The organism is Streptomyces sp. NPDC004561, from assembly GCF_053602155.1.
In genome coordinates, this window is the sequence record NZ_JBSGDB010000141.1 from 1 (window position 1) to 19711 (window position 19711).

The window sequence follows — 19711 nt, forward strand, 5'->3', positions numbered from 1 at the left end:
CCTCGCCGAGGACTCCCGGCCGGTGTGGACGCGACTGCCGTTCGCCAGCCCGGTGGAGGCGACCCGGCCATGACCACGACCCGCACACGCACCACCGGGACCGCCGCCCCCTCCGACCGGAAGACGACGTACCGGGAGGCGATGCGCGACGCACTGCGCGAGGCCCTTCGCACCGACGACCGGGTGTTCCTGATGGGTGAGGACGTGGGCCGGTACGGCGGCTGCTTCGGCGTCAGCCTCGGCCTGCTGGAGGAGTTCGGGCCCGAACGGATCCGCGACGCGCCGCTGTCCGAGTCGGCGTTCGTCGGCGCCGGTATCGGTGCGGCCCTTGCCGGCATGCGGCCGATCGTCGAGATCATGACGGTCAACTTCAGCCTGCTGGCCCTGGACCAGATCCTCAACAACGCGGCGACCCTGCTTCACATGTCGGGCGGGCAATTGCCCGTACCGATCGTGATCCGGATGACCACGGGCGCGGGCCGGCAGCTCGCGGCCCAGCACTCGCACAGCCTGGAGGGCTGGTACGCCCACATCCCGGGCCTGCGAGTCCTCGCGCCGGCCACCCTCACCGACGCCCGGTACATGCTGGCTCCCGCACTCGCCGACCCGGACCCTGTGCTGATCTTCGAACACGGCAGTCTCTACAACGTGTCGGGCGATCTGCCCGCCGGTGCGGGGCCGGTCGACCTCGACCGAGCGGCCGTCCGCCGGCCCGGTACGGATGTCTCGCTGATCACGTACGGCGGCTCCCTGCCCAAGGCACTGGCCGCAGCCGAGGACCTGGCGAGCGGCGGAATCAGCGCGGAGGTCGTCGACCTGCGCACCCTGCGCCCGCTGGACGACGCCACCATAGGCGAGTCGGTGGCGCACACGCACCGCGCCGTCGTCGTCGACGAGGGCTGGCGCACCGGCAGCCTGGCCGCGGAGGTGTCCGCGCGCCTCGCCGAACGGCACTTCTACGACCTCGACGCCCCCGTCGAACGGGTGTGCAGTGCCGAGGTGCCCGTGCCGTACGCGCGCGGACTGGAGGAGGCCGCGCTGCCCCAGCCTGGCGGGATCGTGGCCGCCGCGCGGCGCGCCGTCGGCGAGCCTGCGCCGACCGGATCCGACGCGGTGGAACCGGCTCCTGGCAGCGGGAGGTCGGGCTGAGATGACGGCGTTCACCATGCCCTCGCTCGGCGCGGACATGGACGAGGGAGTGCTGCAGGAGTGGCTCGTGGGCCCTGGAGACCAGGTGCACAAGGGCGACGTCGTGGCGGTCGTGGAGACGGACAAGGCAGCCATCGAGGTCGAGTGCTTCCAGTCCGGGACCGTAGGGCGGCTGCTCGTCGAGCCGGGGGCCCGGGTCCCGGTGGGGACACCGCTCGCGCTGATCGATCCCGGCGGGCAGGCGGGACCTCCCGGGCAACCGGCGACGGCAGAGGCTGACGCAACCCCCCGCGCAGCCACCGAACCGGTCAAGGGCCCTCTCAGGCGAACAGCGCCCGTGCAGGCGGAGACCGACCACGAACCGTCCGCACGGCACGAGCGCCCGAAACGCCGGCGGAAGGCTGCCCGCAAGCCCGAACCCGTCCGGGAACCGGTTCTCACCGAGTCCCGGAAAATGCCGAGCGCCCACCACGCGCCAACGCGCGAGGTGTCGTATGACGGAGCCACCGCGCTCCTCGGCGCCGGGCCGCTGGTACGTCACCTGGCCGCGCTGCGGGGTGTCGACCCGACGACATTGCACGGCACCGGCCGGGGCGGACGGATCACACGTGCCGACGTGGATCACGCCCGGCAGTCCACCGCCCCCCGGGTGCGGGCCACGCCGTACGCACGGCGCCTCGCCAACGAACTCGGCGTCGACCTGACGGCGGTTCGAGGCACGGGGGACGGCGGAGCCGTGCGGGCGGCGGACGTACACACGGCCATGCGCCGCCCAGCCGGAGACGAAGTCGAGCGACCCGATCGGCGCCCGCAGAACGGCGAACCGCACCCGGACGCCGCCCTACCGAGCGGCAGCCGCCCCGGGGACCGTACGGACGCCATGCGCCGCGCCATCGCCGACCTCATGAGCCGCTCCAAGCGGGAGATACCGCACTACTACCTGTCCACCACCGTCGACCTGACGGCGGCCGAGGACTGGCTCCACCGGACCAACCGCGCTCGTACACCCGCCGACCGGCTCGTGCCCGCGACACTGCTCCTGAAGGCCGCCGCCGTGGCGGCACGCGAGGTGCCGGCGCTCAACGGCTACTGGCAGAACGGCGGGTACACCCCCGCCTCCGAGATCAACCTCGGTATCGCCGTCTCGCTCCGACAGGGCGGACTGCTCGCCCCGGTGATCCACCACGCCGACACACTGACACCTGACGCCCTCATGACGCGTCTGAAGGACCTGGTGGAGCGTGCCCGCCGGGGAAGGCTGCGCGGGAGCGAGACGGCCGGCGCCACCCTGACCGTCACCAGCCTGGGCGACCAGGGCGTGGAAGCGGTGTTCGGCGTCATCCACCCGCCCCAAGTGGCACTGGTCGGCTTCGGAGCGGTCGTCGAGCGGCCCTGGGCCGCGGCCGGCATGCTCGGCGTGCGTCCCGTGGTGACCGCGACCCTGGCCGCCGACCATCGGGCCACGGACGGCGCCGTCGGCGCGCGCTATCTCACGGCGGTCGGCCGACTGCTGCAGAAACCCGAGGAGCTGTGATGGCGATGAAGCCCCTGAACAACGCGGAGGCCCTGACGGTGATCAAGGAGTCGATCACGCAGATCATCCCCGACGCCGACTTCACCGCGGTCGAGCCGGACGACAGGTTCCGCGACGTACTCGAACTGGATTCGCTTGATTTCCTCAGTCTCGTGGAGCTGTTGTCCGAGCGCACGGGAGTCCGTATCGACGAGGAGGACTACCCGGAACTGACCACCCTGTCGGATGCCACGCGGTTCCTGGTCAGCGGCTCGAAGGCGCGAACCGGACCGGCTCGGTGAACCCACCACCGCTTTCGTGCCCTCTGGTGCTCGGACCTCACTCCCGGTGCAGCACGACTTTGAGGGCGCCCGTACTGGTGCCGCGTGCGAACACGTCGTAGGCGTCTACCATTCGGCCCAGCCCGAGAGTGTGGGTGATCAAGGGCTTGACCGACAGGTGCCCGAATCTCATCAGCTCCAGCAGCCACGGTACGGAGGACGTGTCGACCTGGCCCGTGCTGATCGTCACGTTCTTGCGCCACAGGGACTCCAGATGCAACGTCGCCGGTTTGCCGTGCGTGCCGATGTTGGCGATGTGCCCGCCCGTGCGCACGGCGCGCGTGCAGAGCACGAACCCGTCCGGATCGCCTGACGCCTCGATGGCCGCGTCGGCGCCCGGCCCCTCGGACAGGTCGGCGATCATCTTTCCCGGCGATTCGGCGGCATTCCGCCCCCAGCCGGGCAGCGGTCTCCAGTCGAGCGCCGGCCAGGTCGACGACGATGATCCTGCGCGGCGAGTAGAGCCGGGCAAGCACCACCACGGCTACGCCGACCGGGCCGGCGCCCACCACGACGACGGTGTCTCCCGGGCCGACATGTCCGTTGCGCACCCCGACCTCGTAGGCGGTGGGGAGGAGTTCGGCGAGCAGTACCGCATCGTCGAGGGGGAGGTCCGAGGGGCGACGGGTGGTGGAGTGGTCGGCGAACGGTACGCGCACCAACTCGGCCTGGGTGCCGTTGATCAGACTTCCCAGGATCCACCCGCCGCCCCCGCGGCACTGGCCGTACCTGCCGTCGCGGCACTCCCGGCGATGGCCGCACGCCGAGACGGACGACACGATCACCTGATCACCGACGCGCAGGTGGTGGACCTGCCCGCCGGCCTCCACGACCTCACCGACGGCCTCGTGACCGAGTACCGTCCCCGGCTTCACCTCGGGGAAGTCGCCCCGCGGATGTGCAGATCGCTGCCGCGGACGGTAGTGGCGTCGATCCGCACGATGGCGTCGGTCGCCTCCTCGAGCACGGGATCGGGAACGGTGTCCCAGGAGGTGTGTGACGGGCCGTGGTAGACGAGCACTCGCAACGGATCGGCTCCTCGCTCCCCCACCACGGTCACCCCGGTGATGCCGGTGGGCAACACGGTCATCAGCAGGCGTCAGTCCGGCTCCATGTAGGGGCGGCGGAAGACCGGAGCCTGGCCGGTGCCCCGCGGGCGTACGACCGTGAGCGCCCGAGAGACGGCGGATTCCAGCGTGCCACCCGTATCGACCGAGACGGCTCCGGGCCACGGTGGTTCCCTGGCAGCCATGGCACTGGCGATCTCGGGGTCGGCGTCGGATGCGCCGGAGGCGCGTGTGCGCAGGCGGGCCGCCGACACATCACCCGGTGCACGGCAGTGCAGGGCGAACAGGTCGGCGCCGGCGCGTTCGGCCTCGCGGGCAGCGGCTTCACGCTGTGCGTCGTCGGACCAGGTGGCGTCGAGGACGACGGATTCGCCGGAGGAGAGCAGTACGACTGCGCGGTCGAGCAGGGCGGCGTACGTCCTGGCGGTCCATTCGGGCGTGTACAGCCCTTCGCCGTACTCGGCTGCGGCGGACTGCTCCGCCGGGATGCCCGCCAGTTCCTTGCGCATGCGGTCGCTGCTGAGCAGGGTGACTCCCAGCCGGTCGGCCAGGGCTCCGGAGAGCGTGGACTTCCCACTGCCCGGCAGTCCGCCGACGAGGGTGAGGCTCACGGCGGAGGTGCGCAGGTGGCGCAGCGCGATGGAAGCAAGCCGCCGCGACGCCGCTTCCGCGCCGGGCGCGCCCTGATGGGCCTGGATCACCGAGACCTTGGCGCGGACGAAGGCCCGGTAGGCGACGTAGTGGTGCCACAGGGAAGGGGGTGCGGGGTCCCCGGAGTACTCGCCGTACCGGGCGAGGAAATACGCGGCCAACTCCGGGGCGCCGAGTTGTTCGAGGTCCATGGCCAGGAAGGCGGCGTCGTCCAGGCCGTCGACATAGCGGAGACGGTCGTCGAACTCCAGGCAGTCCAGGACGCGGGGGCCGTCGTCGAGGCAGAAGACGTCCTCGGCCAGCAGGTCGCCGTGGCCGTCGACCACACGCCCTTGCTCGATACGGACGTCGAACAGCCGCTTGCGACCGGCGAGATAGCGGCGCACCAGGTGCTCGATCTCCGTCAGGCGGTCGAGCACGACGCCGTCCTCGGCCAGCGCGTGCACCTGCGCGAAGCTCGCCTCCCAACGTGCGGACAGGGCATCCCTCGTACCCTCGGCGTCCACGTGACGGCCGCGGGGTGCGGCCGCATGCCACGCGGACAGGTGCCTGGCGACGGTTCGCAGGACGTCGTCCACGGCAGCCCCCATCCGGACAAGGTGGGAGAGGCGGCGATCCTCCGGCATGCGGCGCATCACCACGAGTGGTTCCGGGGCCTCCACACCGGGGCTGCGGCATTCGCCCAGGCCGATGTAGACGTCGGGGCTGAACCGGCGGTTGAGTGCTATTTCGCGCTCACACGCGGCCCGGCGCGCGGCGACCGTCGTGTAGTCCAGGAATCCCAGATCGACGGGTTTCTTCACCTTGTAGGCCCGGTCGCCGAGGAAGAACAGCGTCGCGGTGTGGGTCTCGCACACACCGGCGCGCGACAGAGGCTCGCCATCAGGCCGGGCGTCCGGCCTGAGAGCTGTCCTGTCTGCCCGCGCCTCGCGGAGGCCGGACTCAGTCATGAGGAACGACGGCGACGGGGCAGCGGCCGTGGTGGATCGCGGCCTGCACCACCGGCCCGAGGTGGGGCGGCGCCAGGGCGGCACGATGCCTGCGCCGGCCGACGACCAGCAGGGCGGCGCCCTCGCCGGCCTGCACAACGGCCGGTGCGGGGCTTTCCAGCCGGACGCCGTCGGTTACGTCCACGTGCGGGTACTTCGCCTGCCACGGGTGCAGGGCCGCGCGCAGCTGCTCGTGCACCTCCCGCGTCAGCTCCTCGCTGATTCCGTGGTCCACCCCCCAGGGCACTCGTGCGTAAAGCGGCACGCTGCGACCGTGGACTGCGAGGATCGGGACGCCCCTCGCCGCAGCGGTGTGGAAGGCGAAATCGAGCAGCTCGTCCGAGGATCCGTGCAGTTTCAGGGCCACGACGACACGGCTCGAGGGCGCCGCCGCTTCCGCGTGATCCCGGGGTTCGGCGCGCACCAGCACCACGGGCCGCTCCGCACGCGCCACGACGGGCATGCTGACGTCCCCGATGAAGTAGCTCTCGACCGGCTCGAGTCCCCGGGAACCGAGGACGGTCATCTCCGACTCCGAGGCGGCCTGGAGCAGGGCGTGCTGGGCGTCGTCGGCGACCAGGTCCCCGACGACGGACAGCCCCGGATGTCGTGCCTGCAACTCCGTCTGTGCGGTATGCACGAGACGCTTCGCCCAGTAGTTCTGATCGAGTTCGGCGGCGACGCGGGTCGGTTCCCGGGCAAGCATCGGCCATGCGTGCAGCAGCCGCAGGGTGAGCCCGCGCCGCTCGGCCTCGTCGGCGGCCCAACGTGCGGCGGCCAGACTCTCGGGTGAACCGTCGAGGCCCACGGTGACGACTGGTTGCATGGCGGCGGCCTCCGTCTCGTAAGAAGCTGGAAGGGACGGTGGGCGGGTTCGGCAGTGTGGTTGGCCGGGACGTCGTCTGCCTGACGGACGCGAGTTCTCCATTCGAGGATCCCCCGGTCCTCGTCACGGCGCATGTGGACGCGTCACGAGGGGTGGGGCCGTGGCAGGGGCAGGAGAGGAGACGGCGCGGTGACGATTCCCCTGGTAGTGGGCGTCGACGGATCCGAAGCAAGCCTGGAGGCGGTCGACTGGGCGGTCGCCGAGGCGGCTCGTCACGAGGTACCGCTCCATCTTCTCCACGCGGCGGCCGGTGAGCAGGAGGCACCCGCCGTGATCAACGCCGCCTCGATACGTGCGAGGCGGGGCAGTACGCCGGTGCGACTGTCCAGTGAGGTGTCGCACGAGGACGCGGCCTCCGCCCTGGTGGGCCATGGCCGCAACGCCTTCGCGCTGGTCCTGGGTGACAGGGGACTCGGAGATCTGTCCGGCCTGCTCCTCGGCTCGGTCAGCCTCGCGGTGGCGGCACGCGCCGACTGCCCGGTCGTGGTGGTTCGGGGATCCCCGGAGCATCGCGCTCGTCGCTTCGGAAATGTCGTCGTGGGCGTCGAGGACGGGGCGGGCAGCGGCACGGCCGTGGACTTCGCGTTGCGCGAGGCCCATGTGCGGCGTTGCCGGCTCGTGGCGGTGCACGCCTGGAGCGCACCGTCCGGTGCTTGTACGACACCGCAGGCCGCTTCGTGGCAGTTGGAGGCCCACCGGCGCCCACCGGCACAGGTGCTCGACGACGCTCTGCGGCACCCCGGGGAAAGGTATCGCGACGCCACGGTGAGCCGTCGACTGGTCGAGAGGCCGGCGCGCACGGCGCTGCTGGAGGCCGCGTCGGCAGCGGATCTGCTGGTGGTGGGCGCCCGGCGGCGACTTGGACATCCTGGTCTGCAGCTCGGCCTGATCAACCACGCCCTGCTGCACCACGCGCCCTGTCCCGTCGCCGTCGTCCCCCAGATGTGAACGCATCCAGGGCCGGTCGCTGGACATCAGGGACATTCGGCCCCGTGTCCGAGGACCGCTGCCGTTCGACCGTGAAAGGGCCCGAGGACCGTCAGCGGGACGCGGAGGCGAGGAGAGAGCGATGTCGCACACAGGACAGTGGAAGGTACGTCTCGACCTCTTCGAGGAAGACGACGGTACGACAAAGGCACATCTGGTGCTGGACACCGGCACCACGAAGTTCGACGGCCACGGAGCCGCGCGCTGCAACCCGGCGGACACGAACGTGCCGGAGATCGGCGACGAACTGGCGGCGGGCAGGGCCATGATCGACATGGCCCACCAGCTGCTGGAGACCGCCGACCGCGACGTTCAGGGCATGGACGCCCCGCGGCCCGGCACCCGCCAGACCGCCTGACGACCTCTGTGAGTCAAGAGCTCCGGGCGTCGTCCGTCCTGAACGCGATCTGCGTGGTGACGGAGACCACGCCGTCGACGCCACGGCACAGGTGCTCGATGACGGGAACGACGCTCCTGTGCTCCACGGAGCCGGCGATGGCGACCCTCCCGTCGTGCACTTCCACGGTGACGTCTCGTGGCTCGAGTCCCAGGGTGCGCCGCAGAAGGTCTCCGGTGATCTCCTCGCGGATCGCCTCGTCACGGCGCAGGAAGATCCGCAGCAGATCCCCACGGCTGACGATGCCCAGGAGCCGATCCGCTTCGTCGACCACAGGCAGCCGTTTGACGTGCTGGGTCTCCATGAGGCGGGCCGCTTCGACCACGGTCCACTCCGGCCGCGCGCAGACCGCGGGAGCGGACATCAGTTCCTGGGCCAGGTACCCCTCGGCCTTGGCGCGCTCCCATGCCTCCAGATGCGGAACCGGGGCTCTCCCGGACGGGTCTGCCTGGTCGGCGCTCTTGCGCAGCAGATCGGCCTCGGACACCACACCCATCGGACGGTCGAGTTCGTCCACCACGGGCACGGCGGTGACGTCGTTCTCCTCCAGTAGCCTGACGAGTTCCTTGAACGGCGTGTCGGGCCGTGCCCGGACGACGTCCCGGGACATGAGCTCCTCGACTGTTCGGTGGTGCATGTCGCCTCCCGGGTGCGGGACACCCACCTCGCGGGGCCAGGGCCACCGCCCCAGTGCGACGGTGCGGCTCGCGTGGCAGGTTGGATACAGCACCATTCTGAGGAGAGGGCGGCGATCATGCGAGCTCACCTCGGCGACCAACTCGTCATCGAGAGTCCGGCGACCGGCGCCGCCAGGCGCGACGGCGAGATAGTCGGACTTCACCACGAGGACGGAACGCCTCCCTATGACGTGCGCTGGTCGGACACGGACGAAGTGACGCTGGTGTTCCCCGGGCCCGACGCCCACGTCCAGCATCTGGAGCACGAACAGCCGGGGCACACACCGCAGCGGGACGCGGGCGAGGCATCGACCGCGCCCACCGCGGCGCCGGCCGCCGGAGCACCCGGCCCCGGCGACATCGGCCGGCGGGTGGCCGCCGAGCGCCGCCGACAAGGACTGACCAGGGAGGAGACCGCCGGTCGCGCCCGGATGTCGCCCGGCTATCTCACGTACCTGGAGGAACGGGCCGCCGACCCGTCCTTGGCAGCGCTCATCAGGCTGGCGGACGCGCTGGGCACCACGGTCGCGGCTCTGCGTGGCGGAGGCATCGATCTCCCACTCGGTCAGGGCCACGCCCTGCTCCATCCCCAGCTGCGGGACCTCGGCCCTGAGGAGTGCCGCACCCTGCTCTCCACACACGGCGTGGGGCGCCTCGCGGTGACGACGTCCGAGGGCCGCCCGGCGGTCGTCCCGGTCAACTACGAGGTCGTCGATGACGCCATCGTCTTTCGGACCGCGCCCGACTCCGTGCCGGCCGCGGTAGCGGAGACGGAGGTCGCCTTCGAGGTCGACCATGTGGACGATGCCCTGAGCCAGGGCTGGAGCGTGCTCGCCGTCGGGCCGGCAAGTGTGGTGACGGACCCCGAGGCCGTACGCAGACTCGCCCAGAGGGCGCACACGATGCCGTGGGCCGGCGGAGAGCGCGAGATGTGGGTATCGATCCGGCCCACGAGCCTGACGGGTCGGCGGATCACTCCGGCCGACGGGTAGACGGCCGCGGGTTCACTCGGCCGCGGTTCACTCGCTCTCGAGCCGGGCCTCGACTCCGACCACGCCCTCCAGCCCGCCTACGAGGCGCTCGGCAACCCAGCCGAGCGAGGTGTCGTGGACAGGCCCGTCAAGCGTGACGATCCCGTTGCGCACCGACACGTGGATCGCATGGGCGTGCAGGGGAAAAAGGTAGGACACCACCGTGCGGCGCACCTCCTCCTCGATGTCCTCGTCCGACCGCAGGAAACCCTTCAGAAGGTCGCCACGGCTGACGACACCGCACAGGCAGCCCTCGTCATCGACGACGGGGAGCCGTTTGGCTCGGTGTACGGCCATGAGGCGCGCTGCCTGCGAGAGGGTGTCATCCGGGCGGACCGTGACAGCGGGAGCGCTCATCAGCTCCTCAGCGGTCATGCCCTTGGCCTTGGCCAGATCGGACCGACGGCTGGTCCGCTCGAAACGGGCCGGCGCGCGGTCACGGAACTCCTCCTTGGACAGCAGGTCGGCCTCGGAGACCACACCGACCACCCGCCCGTGGTCCTCCACGACCGGGACGGCGCTCACGTGCCGCTCGTCCATGACCCGCACGATCTCCTTGAACCGCGCCTCGCGCGGGACGGCGACCGCGGCCGCGGTCATCACGTCGCTCACGATGTGTGGAGCTGAGACGGGCATGGCCTCGGTCCTTACAGGGTGTGCCGGAGGGTTGGCAGGGCCGCTTCCTCCAGCATCACCAGGACCGCTCCCGCGGCCAACCGGCCGGACGGCGACCGTTGCGGACCGGGCGGCATGTCGCGATGCCGACCAGGCAGTGCGACGGTATTCACGGGGGGGGGCTCGCAGCCGGGTGGCGAAGGCGGTGACGGCGATGGAACTCCCACTGGTGGTCGGCGTCGACGGATCGGAGTCCAGCCTGACGGCGGTCGACTGGGCGGTGGACGAGGCGGCACGTCACGGGCTGTCCCTCCACCTCGTGCACGCCTCGCTGTGGGAGGCCTACGAGAGAGCTCAGCCGTCCTTCGGCACCGCACGTCCGGCCGGGGAGGTCATGGCCGAGCACATCGTCGCTTCCTGCGTGGAACGTGCCCGGCGTCGCCATCCCGAGGTCGAGATCACAGGCAGGGCACTGGCCGAGGACGCTGTATCCGCGTTGCTGCGAGCCGGGCCAGACGCATTCGCGCTGGTCACGGGCTCACGCGGGCGTGGTGAGATCACCGGGGCGCTGCTGGGATCCGTCGGTCTGACCGTGGCGGCTCGCGCCGTCTGCCCGGTCATCGTGATCCGTGGCGGCGAACCCGACCGCCGCCGATCATTCCGTCGCATCGTGGTGGGGATCGGTGATGCGACCGGCGGTGCGGAAGCCGTACGGTTCGCCCTCCGCGAGGCTGAAGTACGCGACTGCGCCCTGACGGCCGTACGGGCGTGGCGCAACCCGTCACAGGAGCCCGTGGACCACTTGCTGATCGCGGACGACGCCGCCCGGCTCCGGGAGGAGCGGGCCTCCACGAGTCTGGACGACGCTCTGCGGGAGGCGGTGCGGGAGCACCCCGGGGTCGAGGTGGATCGTCGGCCGGTCGAAGGACCAGCCCACCGCATACTCCTGGACGCGTCGGCCGAGGCCGACCTGGTCGTTGTCGGCGCTCAGCGCCGGCATGGCCACTTCGGTCTGCAGCTCGGCAGGGTCGCTCACACTCTGCTGCATCACTCGGAATGCCCGGTCGCCGTCGTCCCCCAACCGGTCTGAGCCCGACGGCACTCACCTGGGCCGCCAGGGCCCATGGACAGGGACAGGTGGCGAATGTCGGAGTGGACATGGGAGTGGACGGGCCACGAGCCCGCGGCCGAGCGGCTGCGTGAATCCCTTTGCACGCTCGGCAACGGTTACTTCGCCACGCGAGGCGCGGTACCGGAGTGCCGGGCCGGCCTGGTGCATTGTCCGGCAACCTACGTGGCCGGCTGCTACAACCGCCTCGAATCGGCCGTGGCGGGGCGGCGGGTGGTGAACGAGGACCTGGTCAACGTCCCGAACTGGCTGCCCCTTCGGTTCCGGCTGCGCCACGCGGAAGGGGCGTGGGGCCCATGGTTCTCCCCCAGCGCCCAGACCCTCCTCGACCACCGGCACACCCTGGATCTACGGCACGGCACGCTCACCCGGACCGTCCGTCACCGGAACGACGACACGGGGGTGCTGGGCGTCGAACAGATCCGCCTGGTGCACATGGCCGAGCCGCATCTGGCCGCGCTGCGAACGGTCTTCACGGCCGAGGAGCGGTCCGGGGAGATCGAGATCGAAAGCTGTCTGGACGGTGCTGTGATCAACGGGAATGTCCACCGCTACCGCGCTCTCGACCATCACCACGTGACGCAGGTGCGCACCGGAACACGAGAGCCTCAGACGGTCTGGCTCATCTGCCGGACCAGCACGTCGGACGTCGTCGTCGCCCTGGCCGCCCGAACGACGGTCGCCCCGGCCGAAGTTGTGACCTCATCGGAGCTTCGTCCGACCCGCCAACGTGCCGTTCACCGCCTGATCCTCCCGATCGCTCCCGGCCGGCCGGTCACCGTGGACAAGATCGTGGCGCTGCACACCTCGCGGGACACGGCGATCAGCGACCCGCTCGGCGAAGCGGTCGACCGGGTGACGGTGGCGGCGGACTTCCCAGGTCTGCTGGCCTCGCACGTCGCCGCCTGGGAGCGGCTGTGGCGACGCGCGGACATGCAGGTGCCGGGCGAGGCCGGCCGCATCCTTCGCTTCCACCTCTTCCATGTGCTGCAGACGCTCTCACCGCACACCGTCGACCTGGACGTCGGCGTGCCTGCCCGAGGGCTGCACGGTGAGGCCTACCGCGGCCATGTGTTCTGGGACGAGCTGTTCGTCCTGCCCTATCTCAACCTGCACTTCCCGGAGGTCTCCCGGGCGCTGTTGAACTACCGCTACCGGCGGCTCCCCCGGGCCTGCCGATCGGCGGCCTCGGCCGGCCGGTCCGGGGCGATGTATCCGTGGCAGAGCGGGAGCAACGGCCGTGAGGAGTCCCAGGAATGGCATCTCAACCCCGCCTCGGGCCGCTGGCTGCCGGACAACTCCCGGCTCCAGCACCACGTGGGCTCAGCGATCGCCTACAACATCTGGCAGTACTGCGAGGCCTCCGGTGACACGGAGTACCTGTGCACAAGGGGCGCGGAGATGCTGCTGCAGATCGCCCGCTTCTGGGTGGACCTCGCCGTCCTCGACCCCGAGATCAAACGCTACCGGATCCGGGGTGTGGTCGGCCCCGACGAGTACCACGACGGTTATCCGGGTGCCGCCCTGCCCGGCTTGGACGACAACGCGTACACCAACGTCACCGCCGCCTGGGTCATCACCCGCACTCTGGAACTACTACGGCGGCTCCCCGCATGGCGGCGTGAGGAACTGTTCCACCGGGTCAGGCTGAACACCGACGAGCTGCCTGAGTGGGAGGAGGTCTCCCGACGCCTGCGAGTGCCGTTCCACGAGGGCGTCATCAGCCAGTTCGAGGGCTACGACGCCCTCGCCGAACTCGACTGGGAGACCTACCGCACTCGCTACGGCGGCATCCGGCGTCTGGACCGCATCCTGGAGGCCGAGGGCGACACCGTCAACCGCTACAAGGCGTCCAAGCAGGCCGATGTCCTCATGCTCGGTTACCTCTTCTCGCCCGCCGAGTTGAGGGCCCTGTTCCGGCGTCTCGGCTACCACCTGGACGACGACGTCTGGCGCGGAACCGTGGACTACTACCTGCAACGCACCAGCCACGGCTCGACGCTCAGCGAGCTCGTCCACGGACTGGTCCTCGCCAAGGCCAGACGGGCGGACGCGTGGCGGTACGTCCACGAAGCCCTGGAGGCAGACATCGCCGACGTCCAGGGCGGAACCACCGGCGAAGGCATCCACCTGGGGGCCATGGCCGGGACGCTGGACCTGGTCCAGCGCGGCCTCACGGGGTTGGAGACCCGCGAGGATGCCCTGTGGTTGAACCCGGTGCCCCTTCCCGCGCTCTCCGAGTACGGCTTCACCGTGCACTACCGCGGTCACTGGGGCGTGGGGGTACGACGGCGGAGTGGACAACTGGAGATCAGCGTGCCGGAATCCGAGGAGTCACCGATCCGCGTGATGCTGGCCGACCGGGCTGTGACCATTGCTCCTGGAGAAACATGCCGGCTCGTGGTACCAGACCTCCTTCCGGACGGCTCCTCACGTTTCAACTGAGCGCATCTGTGAGCCGCCGTACTCCCTTTTACAACGGTGTCCGCACAGGCCGAGCAGCCGAGCACGTAGGCGGCGGCCGTCATCGGTAGCTTGCGCAAGGCTTTGCACCGGGTGCGGTCCGGTTCAACGGTACTTGGAGTCGCTGCCCAGATTCCTGCTCCGACCCGCCTACCGGCTGGAGCAGCCGTCGGTGGATTCGCATGATCGTCGCAACGTTGAAGGCTCAGAGTGCCAGAGCCGCGGCGAATGCTTGAGCATGGGTCTGCCAACTCAGTGTCTTGCGGGGTCGGTTGGCACGGTGTCCTCCGGGCAGCACGACGAATCCCCCGGCGGTTGGCAGGGGCTGAGGGGTAGTCGTCCGTGCAGGGCGGTGTGTGGTGCCCGATGGCGGTGTTCGGGTGGTTGTCGGGGTGCTGCCGCGATGACACTGGCTCGCCGGCCGGAGCCGCTTCCCGCCTGGCGGGGCACCTGAGGAATAAGTTCGGCCTCTGCTCCCGCGTGGCGGGACGTAAGCCTGATTGGCCGTTCATCGCAGTTCAGGGCCGTGTGGCGTGGTCTCCATGATGGATATCGCGCTGATCACCGCCGGGCAGATGTACCGCTACTACCTGCGCCATGTCGTCGTCGGTGACGGCCGCCGCCCGGCCCGCACGCCCCTCGTCCAAGCTCAGGAACAGGCCGGGGTCCCGGCCGGGCGATGGATGGGCCGGGGCCTTGCCGTCCTCGGCCTGGCGGCGGGCGACGTCGTCACCGAGGCGCAGTTGCGGAACCTGTTCGGCGAGGGCCAGCACCCGCACGCCGACCGGATCGAGGCCGATGAGCTTGCCGCCGGGAAGAAGCCCGGGGCCGCGCGCCGGGCTGGGGTGCTCGGTCGGCGGGTGAAGGTCACCGGGTTCGATCTGGTCTTCCGTCCGCAGCCGACTCTCACCCTGCTGTGGGCGCTTGGGGATGAGGAGACGCGGCGGGTGATCGAGGCCGCGCACGAGCGGGCGATTGCCGCCGTGCTCGCCTGGATCGAGGACGAGGCCGCGATCCTCCGCTTCGGGACGAAGGGGGTCTATCGGGTCCGCCCGGTGCATGGTCTGGTCGCCGCGCGGTTCCGCCACTACGAGGCGCGCTCGGGGATGCCGCTCCTGCATGACCATGTCCTTCTGTCCGTCAAAGCCCAGCGCCCGCATAAGGACAAGAACGGGGAGGGTATCTGGGGCTCGGTGCACTCCGAGGCCCTGTACGAGAATGCGGTGGCCGCCTCGGCGCTCTACAACGAAGTCGTGATGGCTGAGGTCTGTGAGGCGCTGGGGCTGGCCTCCGAGCCGCGCACCGTCACCGCCGGGCGCCGCCTGGTCATGGAGATCGCCGGGGTACCGCACGAGCTGATCCGCTGGACCTCCCGGCGCAGCGACCAGATCGCCGCCTGCCGGGCAGACTTGGAGCACGAGTACGTCACTGCCGTCGACGACGACGGCGAGCCGCGGTTCCTGCCCGTGGTCTCCGAGCGGGCCCGCATCAAGCTGAACCGGATCGCTGCGAAGATGACGCGCCCGCCGAAGCAGAAGGCCCGGCCCCTCGCCAAGCTGCGCGAGGAGTGGAAGGAGAGCGCGATCCTCACCTCCGGGGTGGCCGCCGACGTCATCAACTCCCTCCTCGAGTACGCCCGTGCCGCAGCGGCGGCGATCCGGACCCGGGTCGCCGCCGTGGTCGACGTCGCCCTGGCGGCCGTGGACGTCGCCGCGACGGTGTTCGTGATGAACGGCGGCGGCCGGTTCCACCGCCGGCACCTGCTCGCCGAAGCCCGCCGCCACCTCGCTCTTGTCCTGCGCGGCCGCCGCCGCGAGCCGGGCCTGGACGAACGAATCGTGGACGCCGCGCTCGCCACGTACTGCGTGGACATCAGCGAGCCGAAGACGCTGCGCGGCCTGATGCCTGCCTACCGCCTCTATACCGCCCGCTGGTCGCTGGCCGACCTCGAACCCGCCCGCCGCCCGTCGACCACCATCCCGGAACCGGATCGGCAGTCCCCGGCCAGCCCGGGCACAACGGCCACGCCCCGGCCCTCGGACCTGGAGCCGGGAGAGCGGGAGATACCCCGCGTCCCGTTGCGGTACGAGCGAGCCGTCCTCGCCGGGGCGGTAGTCCGCGAGAAGCTGCGCACCGTTGCCGCGCGGGGCCGGGCGTACGACGTCGTCGCGCACCAGCAGGCGGCGATGCCCGAGCAACTGCTCGCGCGCCCGGCCGCCGGCCCCGAGCACGGCGACCAGGAGCTGGAGGCCGGACCCCGGGAGGGAATCGACTTGACGGCGCTGCGAGCCTTGAGGGAGTCACGCACAGACGTGGAAGCCCTCGACCTCACGGCCGAGCGGCTGCACCGCCTCCAAGACGCGTTCACCAAGGCGGCCGACGACTCCCGCGCCCGCGCGGACCGCTACGCCGAACAGGACGATGCCAACGGAGCGCATCCGGTGCGCCAGGACGACCAGCGGGCGCACCGCCCACAGGAGCCCGGACCGCACCGCGGCCGGGAGGTCGGCCACTGAGTGCACCCGATGCGGCGGGTGCGCACCGACGGGGCCCGGCACCCACTCCACCAAGTGGAGTCCACCGGCCGGGAGTGGACGACATCGCCCGGGAGCGCGCGACATCGGAACGATGCCGCGCCTCCTCCTGGTGCGCACCACTCCCGCACCGCCGGCTGCATCGGTGCCCATCGCCCACCGAGTGGATGCGCACCGATGGGCGTAGTGCGCATCCACCCGCGCGGTGGTGCGGTCCCAGTGCAGAGCCACCACGGTGTCCACCACCGCACGGGCCCGCTCGACCTGCCGATGGCACAGCGCCACTGGGCGAAGCCCTTCGGTATATCGGCGAGGATCTGGCCGACCTCGTCCGGGACCAGCGGGTCCAGACTGGTGGTCGCCCACTCCGAAGGCCGACGCCCCCGGTCGCGGTCAGTCGAGATCGGATCCACCGCAGGCGGCCGAGATGATGCGGCGCGCGAACTCCCGGGTGCGGCGGGCCGGGCCGTCAGGGCCGAGGACGGTCGCGGTGGCGTAGGCGCCGTTGAGCACCAGCAGCAGTTCGTCGGCGAGCTGCTCGGCATCGGTTGCACCGGCGTCGACGGCCAGGTCGCGCATCCAGTCGCGAAGCTGCTGCTTGTGGGTGACCGCGACATGGTTCGCGGGATGTTCGGGGTCGGGGAACTCGGTGTGGGTATTGAGCATGGGGCAACCACGGAAGGTGGGCATCGCGATGTCCTCGGTCACGACCGCGAAGATCGCAAAAAGCTTCTCCCGAGGATCGTCCACTTGCTCGGCGGCCTGCCGTATGCGCGCGAACCACACATCGGCTCGCTCCTGAACGTAAGCGGTGGCGAGTGCGTCCTTGGTCGGGAACTGGCGGTAGACGGTGGCGTTGCCGACCCCGCTCTCCTTGACCACGAGGTCCATGCCGACCGCACGAATACCACGCTGGTAATAGAGGCCGCTTGCCACGGCGAGTACGTGACGCCGGTTCTCCTCCGCTGTTCTGCGGGCCATGCTCGTGCCTCCTTGCGGTGCGGCTCCTCGGGGTTCCCTGCACCACCAGTTTGACAGACGGACCGATCCGTCACAAACTCTTGTGGCGGAACGATCCGTCACAAAGTGCCGACGGCCTCCCTGCGGCCCCCTGACCCGATTGGGACGTACAAGCATGAGCACTTCCAGCCAACTGACCGGCCGGCACGTCGTCATCATCGGCGGCACCTCCGGTATCGGCCTAGGCGACGGCCGAGACCAGCAGCCACTGCCGGCGCCCGCGTCACCGTGGCGGCCCGCACGCCCGAGCGCGCCGCGGACCGCCTGCCCGCCGGCGTGTTGGCCGAGCAGGTCGACCTGTCCTCCACGGCCTCGATCCAGGCACTGTTCGAGCGCCTGGATGACTTCGACCACCTGGTGCTCGCCGCGGGCCCGGGCGCGATGGGCAACGTCCGCAAACTCAGCTCCGCCGACGCCCGCCCGTTCATGGACCTCAAGTTCTGGGGCTACTACGACGCGGTGCGTGCCGCCGCCGACCGGCTCGCCCGGGACGGATCGATCACACTGGTCGGCGGCGCCGCCAGCCGCAAGCACGCCCCGGACCGTCCGGTGATGGCCGCGATCAACGCCGCGATCGAGGCGTTCGGCAAGGCCAACGCCCTCGACCTCGCCCCGATCCGGGTTAACGTCATCGCCCCCGGCCTGGTTGACACCCCCGCCTACGCCGGCATGCCCGACGCCATGCGCCAGGGCATGTACGACGGTTACGCGAGCGCTGTCCCCGCCGGCCGCGTGGGGACGCCCGAGGACGTCGCGTTCGCCGCGCTCTTCCTGATGACCAACAGCTACGTCACCGGCACCGTGATCGACGTCGACGGCGGCGTCCAGATCAGCTGACTCGCCGTCAATCACCGCCCCCGACACAAGGAGCAACTCCCCCGATGCAGCGCACACTCGCGATCGTCGCCCACCCCGACCTCGCCTCCTCGCGGATCACCGCGCGCCTCACGGAGGCGATCGCCGACCTGGAGCACGTCACCGTCCACGACATAGCCGCCGCCCACCCCGGCCACCGCTTCGACATCGCCCACGAACAGCAGCTGCTGCGCGAACACGACCGGATCGTCTGGCAGTTCCCGTGGTACTGGTACTCCGTACCGGGCGTACTCAAGGACTGGATCGACCAGGTCCTCACCTACGGCTTCGCCTACGGCAGCAACGGCACCGCCCTGCACGGCAAGACCCTGCAGTTGGTCACTTCCACCGGCGGCCCGGAAGCGGCCTACGCCCCGGACGGCTACAACCGGTTCACCGTGACCGAGCTGATCGCCCCGATCGACGCCACCGCACACCTCACCGGTATGCACCTGGCCGAACCGCTGGTGCTCCACGGCGTCCACAACGTCTCCGACGAGGACCTCGAGCTGCACGCCAAGCGCTACCGCGAACTCCTCGCCTCCTGACGCCACTACGCGGCGGGGCGGACCAATCACGCACCGCTTCGGCGGGTTGAGGGTCAGGAGCCGATCGAGGTAATCGTGCCGCCCTCGACCCGCAGCGCGGCACCGCTGGCGGCGGAGGCCAGCTCCGAGCCGACGAAGAGGATCACGTTGGCCACCTCGGCGGGCTCGATGAGCCGCTGGATAAGCGAGGTCGGGTGTTCGGCCGCACCGAATCCAGGACCGGCATCGTCCCGTTCATGAACCTGGTCACCCAGGTCATGAGCCAGGAGGCCTATGCCAGCGCCAAACGGGTGTTCTGGATCGTCGACAACGGCTCCTCCCACCGCGGGCAGAAGGCCGCCGACCGGCTGGCCGCGGCGTTCCCGAACGCGGTGCTCGCTTCTCCGCGGGCGGGGCGGCGGCGACCTCGACTTCACCCCGGTGCAGACCTAGCTGGTCGCCGAGTTCCTCGCCGACACAGCCGTCGACGACGGCCGGTGGCGCCACCCCGTGCGGTACGTCCGTGGCCGCTCTGACCTGAGCGTGGCAAAGGTGCACCTGTTCCAGGGCTGAGTCGCTCACTCGTCCTGGAACCTGATTGTTCGGGTACCGCACAGGCCTGCAGCGTGATGGTGTCTCGCTGTACGAAGCGCTGAGGCACCTCCACAGCAACCCGTTACTGTAACGGGCAGGTCCACAAGCCTAACGTCGCGTCGCTAAGGGGCACTTGGGGCGCCTGTGGGTGTGCAGGGTTGACGACCATCGAGGCTCCTGGCAGGTCGGATTGAACCGCCCCGACTCGAATAGAGACTCGATTTCATGAAAGGATCGAGTCATGGCACGACCTTCCCGTTACCCGCTTGAGCTCCGCCGCCGTGCG

Annotated in this window: 16 protein-coding genes and 1 pseudogene; 11 read left to right on the top strand and 6 right to left on the bottom strand. The window is 70.4% G+C overall.

Going from position 1 to position 19711, the window contains the following annotated elements; genetic code table 11:
- The first annotated feature begins 69 nt into the window (after nt 1–69).
- Genes ACWEN3_RS19905 through ACWEN3_RS19915 form a run of 3 tightly spaced genes read left to right on the top strand, consistent with a single transcriptional unit; the run spans nt 70 to nt 2964 of the window.
- Nucleotides 70–1149 carry an alpha-ketoacid dehydrogenase subunit beta gene (locus ACWEN3_RS19905; protein WP_452972468.1) on the top strand — a complete coding sequence of 360 codons (1080 nt, stop codon included), beginning with the start codon at nt 70–72 and terminating at the stop codon, nt 1147–1149.
- 1 nt (nt 1150) lies between these two features.
- Nucleotides 1151–2683, top strand: a complete 1533-nt coding sequence (locus tag ACWEN3_RS19910) for a dihydrolipoamide acetyltransferase family protein (RefSeq protein WP_452972470.1) — start codon at nt 1151–1153, stop codon at nt 2681–2683.
- Nucleotides 2683–2964 (top strand): acyl carrier protein, encoded by a 282-nt coding sequence (locus ACWEN3_RS19915; protein ID WP_452972472.1) that lies wholly within the window; start codon nt 2683–2685, stop codon nt 2962–2964. Before ACWEN3_RS19910 ends, ACWEN3_RS19915 begins: the two co-directional genes overlap by 1 nt.
- A gap of 37 nt (nt 2965–3001) precedes the next feature.
- On the opposite strand, the pseudogene ACWEN3_RS19920 reads toward ACWEN3_RS19915, so the two are convergent.
- The 3 genes and pseudogenes from ACWEN3_RS19920 to ACWEN3_RS19930 form a co-directional block, all read right to left on the bottom strand.
- Nucleotides 3002–4030: pseudogene (locus ACWEN3_RS19920) on the bottom strand (alcohol dehydrogenase catalytic domain-containing protein).
- A gap of 72 nt (nt 4031–4102) precedes the next feature.
- Nucleotides 4103–5578, bottom strand: a complete 1476-nt coding sequence (locus tag ACWEN3_RS19925; protein ID WP_452972475.1) for a bifunctional aminoglycoside phosphotransferase/ATP-binding protein — start codon at nt 5576–5578, stop codon at nt 4103–4105.
- An 85-nt stretch (nt 5579–5663) separates the two neighbouring features.
- Nucleotides 5664–6536: a universal stress protein gene (locus tag ACWEN3_RS19930; protein WP_452972478.1), complete on the bottom strand. Its 873-nt coding sequence runs from the start codon at nt 6534–6536 to the stop codon at nt 5664–5666.
- Between the two features lie 189 nt (nt 6537–6725).
- Here ACWEN3_RS19930 and ACWEN3_RS19935 point away from each other — a divergent pair, with 189 nt between their 5' ends.
- Together ACWEN3_RS19935 and ACWEN3_RS19940 are read left to right on the top strand one after the other, a co-directional pair.
- On the top strand, nt 6726–7544 hold the full coding sequence (locus tag ACWEN3_RS19935) for a universal stress protein (protein WP_452972481.1): 819 nt from the start codon (nt 6726–6728) through the stop codon (nt 7542–7544).
- 121 nt (nt 7545–7665) lie between these two features.
- Nucleotides 7666–7941, top strand: coding sequence for a DUF1876 domain-containing protein (locus ACWEN3_RS19940; RefSeq protein WP_452972484.1), 276 nt, complete (start codon nt 7666–7668; stop codon nt 7939–7941).
- Nucleotides 7942–7954: 13 nt separating this feature from the next.
- Here the strand turns inward: ACWEN3_RS19940 and ACWEN3_RS19945 are convergent, their stop codons facing one another.
- On the bottom strand, nt 7955–8617 hold the full coding sequence (locus tag ACWEN3_RS19945; protein ID WP_452972487.1) for a CBS domain-containing protein: 663 nt from the start codon (nt 8615–8617) through the stop codon (nt 7955–7957).
- Between the two features lie 117 nt (nt 8618–8734).
- Between ACWEN3_RS19945 and ACWEN3_RS19950 the strand changes: the two genes are divergently transcribed.
- On the top strand, nt 8735–9649 hold the full coding sequence (locus ACWEN3_RS19950; protein ID WP_452972490.1) for a pyridoxamine 5'-phosphate oxidase family protein: 915 nt from the start codon (nt 8735–8737) through the stop codon (nt 9647–9649).
- Nucleotides 9650–9676: 27 nt separating this feature from the next.
- Here ACWEN3_RS19950 and ACWEN3_RS19955 read toward each other — a convergent pair whose 3' ends face one another.
- Nucleotides 9677–10324 (bottom strand): CBS domain-containing protein, encoded by a 648-nt coding sequence (locus ACWEN3_RS19955; RefSeq protein ID WP_452972493.1) that lies wholly within the window; start codon nt 10322–10324, stop codon nt 9677–9679.
- Nucleotides 10325–10517: 193 nt separating this feature from the next.
- Between ACWEN3_RS19955 and ACWEN3_RS19960 the strand changes: the two genes are divergently transcribed.
- The 3 genes from ACWEN3_RS19960 (at nt 10518) to mobF (ending at nt 16411) form a co-directional block, all read left to right on the top strand.
- A complete protein-coding gene (locus ACWEN3_RS19960) occupies nt 10518–11393 on the top strand; it encodes a universal stress protein (RefSeq protein ID WP_452972495.1) in 876 nt (291 codons plus the stop codon).
- A gap of 54 nt (nt 11394–11447) precedes the next feature.
- Nucleotides 11448–13877, top strand: coding sequence for a glycoside hydrolase family 65 protein (locus ACWEN3_RS19965; RefSeq protein WP_452972498.1), 2430 nt, complete (start codon nt 11448–11450; stop codon nt 13875–13877).
- A 560-nt stretch (nt 13878–14437) separates the two neighbouring features.
- Nucleotides 14438–16411, top strand: a complete 1974-nt coding sequence (mobF, locus tag ACWEN3_RS19970) for a MobF family relaxase (protein ID WP_452972501.1) — start codon at nt 14438–14440, stop codon at nt 16409–16411.
- 411 nt (nt 16412–16822) lie between these two features.
- On the opposite strand, the gene ACWEN3_RS19975 is transcribed toward mobF, so the two are convergent.
- Nucleotides 16823–17410 carry a TetR/AcrR family transcriptional regulator gene (locus ACWEN3_RS19975; protein WP_452972503.1) on the bottom strand — a complete coding sequence of 196 codons (588 nt, stop codon included), beginning with the start codon at nt 17408–17410 and terminating at the stop codon, nt 16823–16825.
- A gap of 105 nt (nt 17411–17515) precedes the next feature.
- Between ACWEN3_RS19975 and ACWEN3_RS19980 the strand changes: the two genes are divergently transcribed.
- Together ACWEN3_RS19980 and ACWEN3_RS19985 are read left to right on the top strand one after the other, a co-directional pair.
- Nucleotides 17516–18286, top strand: a complete 771-nt coding sequence (locus ACWEN3_RS19980) for an SDR family oxidoreductase (protein WP_452972506.1) — start codon at nt 17516–17518, stop codon at nt 18284–18286.
- 44 nt (nt 18287–18330) lie between these two features.
- The gene (locus tag ACWEN3_RS19985; RefSeq protein WP_452972509.1) at nt 18331–18852 is read left to right on the top strand and encodes an NAD(P)H-dependent oxidoreductase; all 522 of its coding nucleotides are present in this window, start codon (nt 18331–18333) and stop codon (nt 18850–18852) included.
- The last annotated feature ends 859 nt before the right edge of the window (nt 18853–19711 follow it).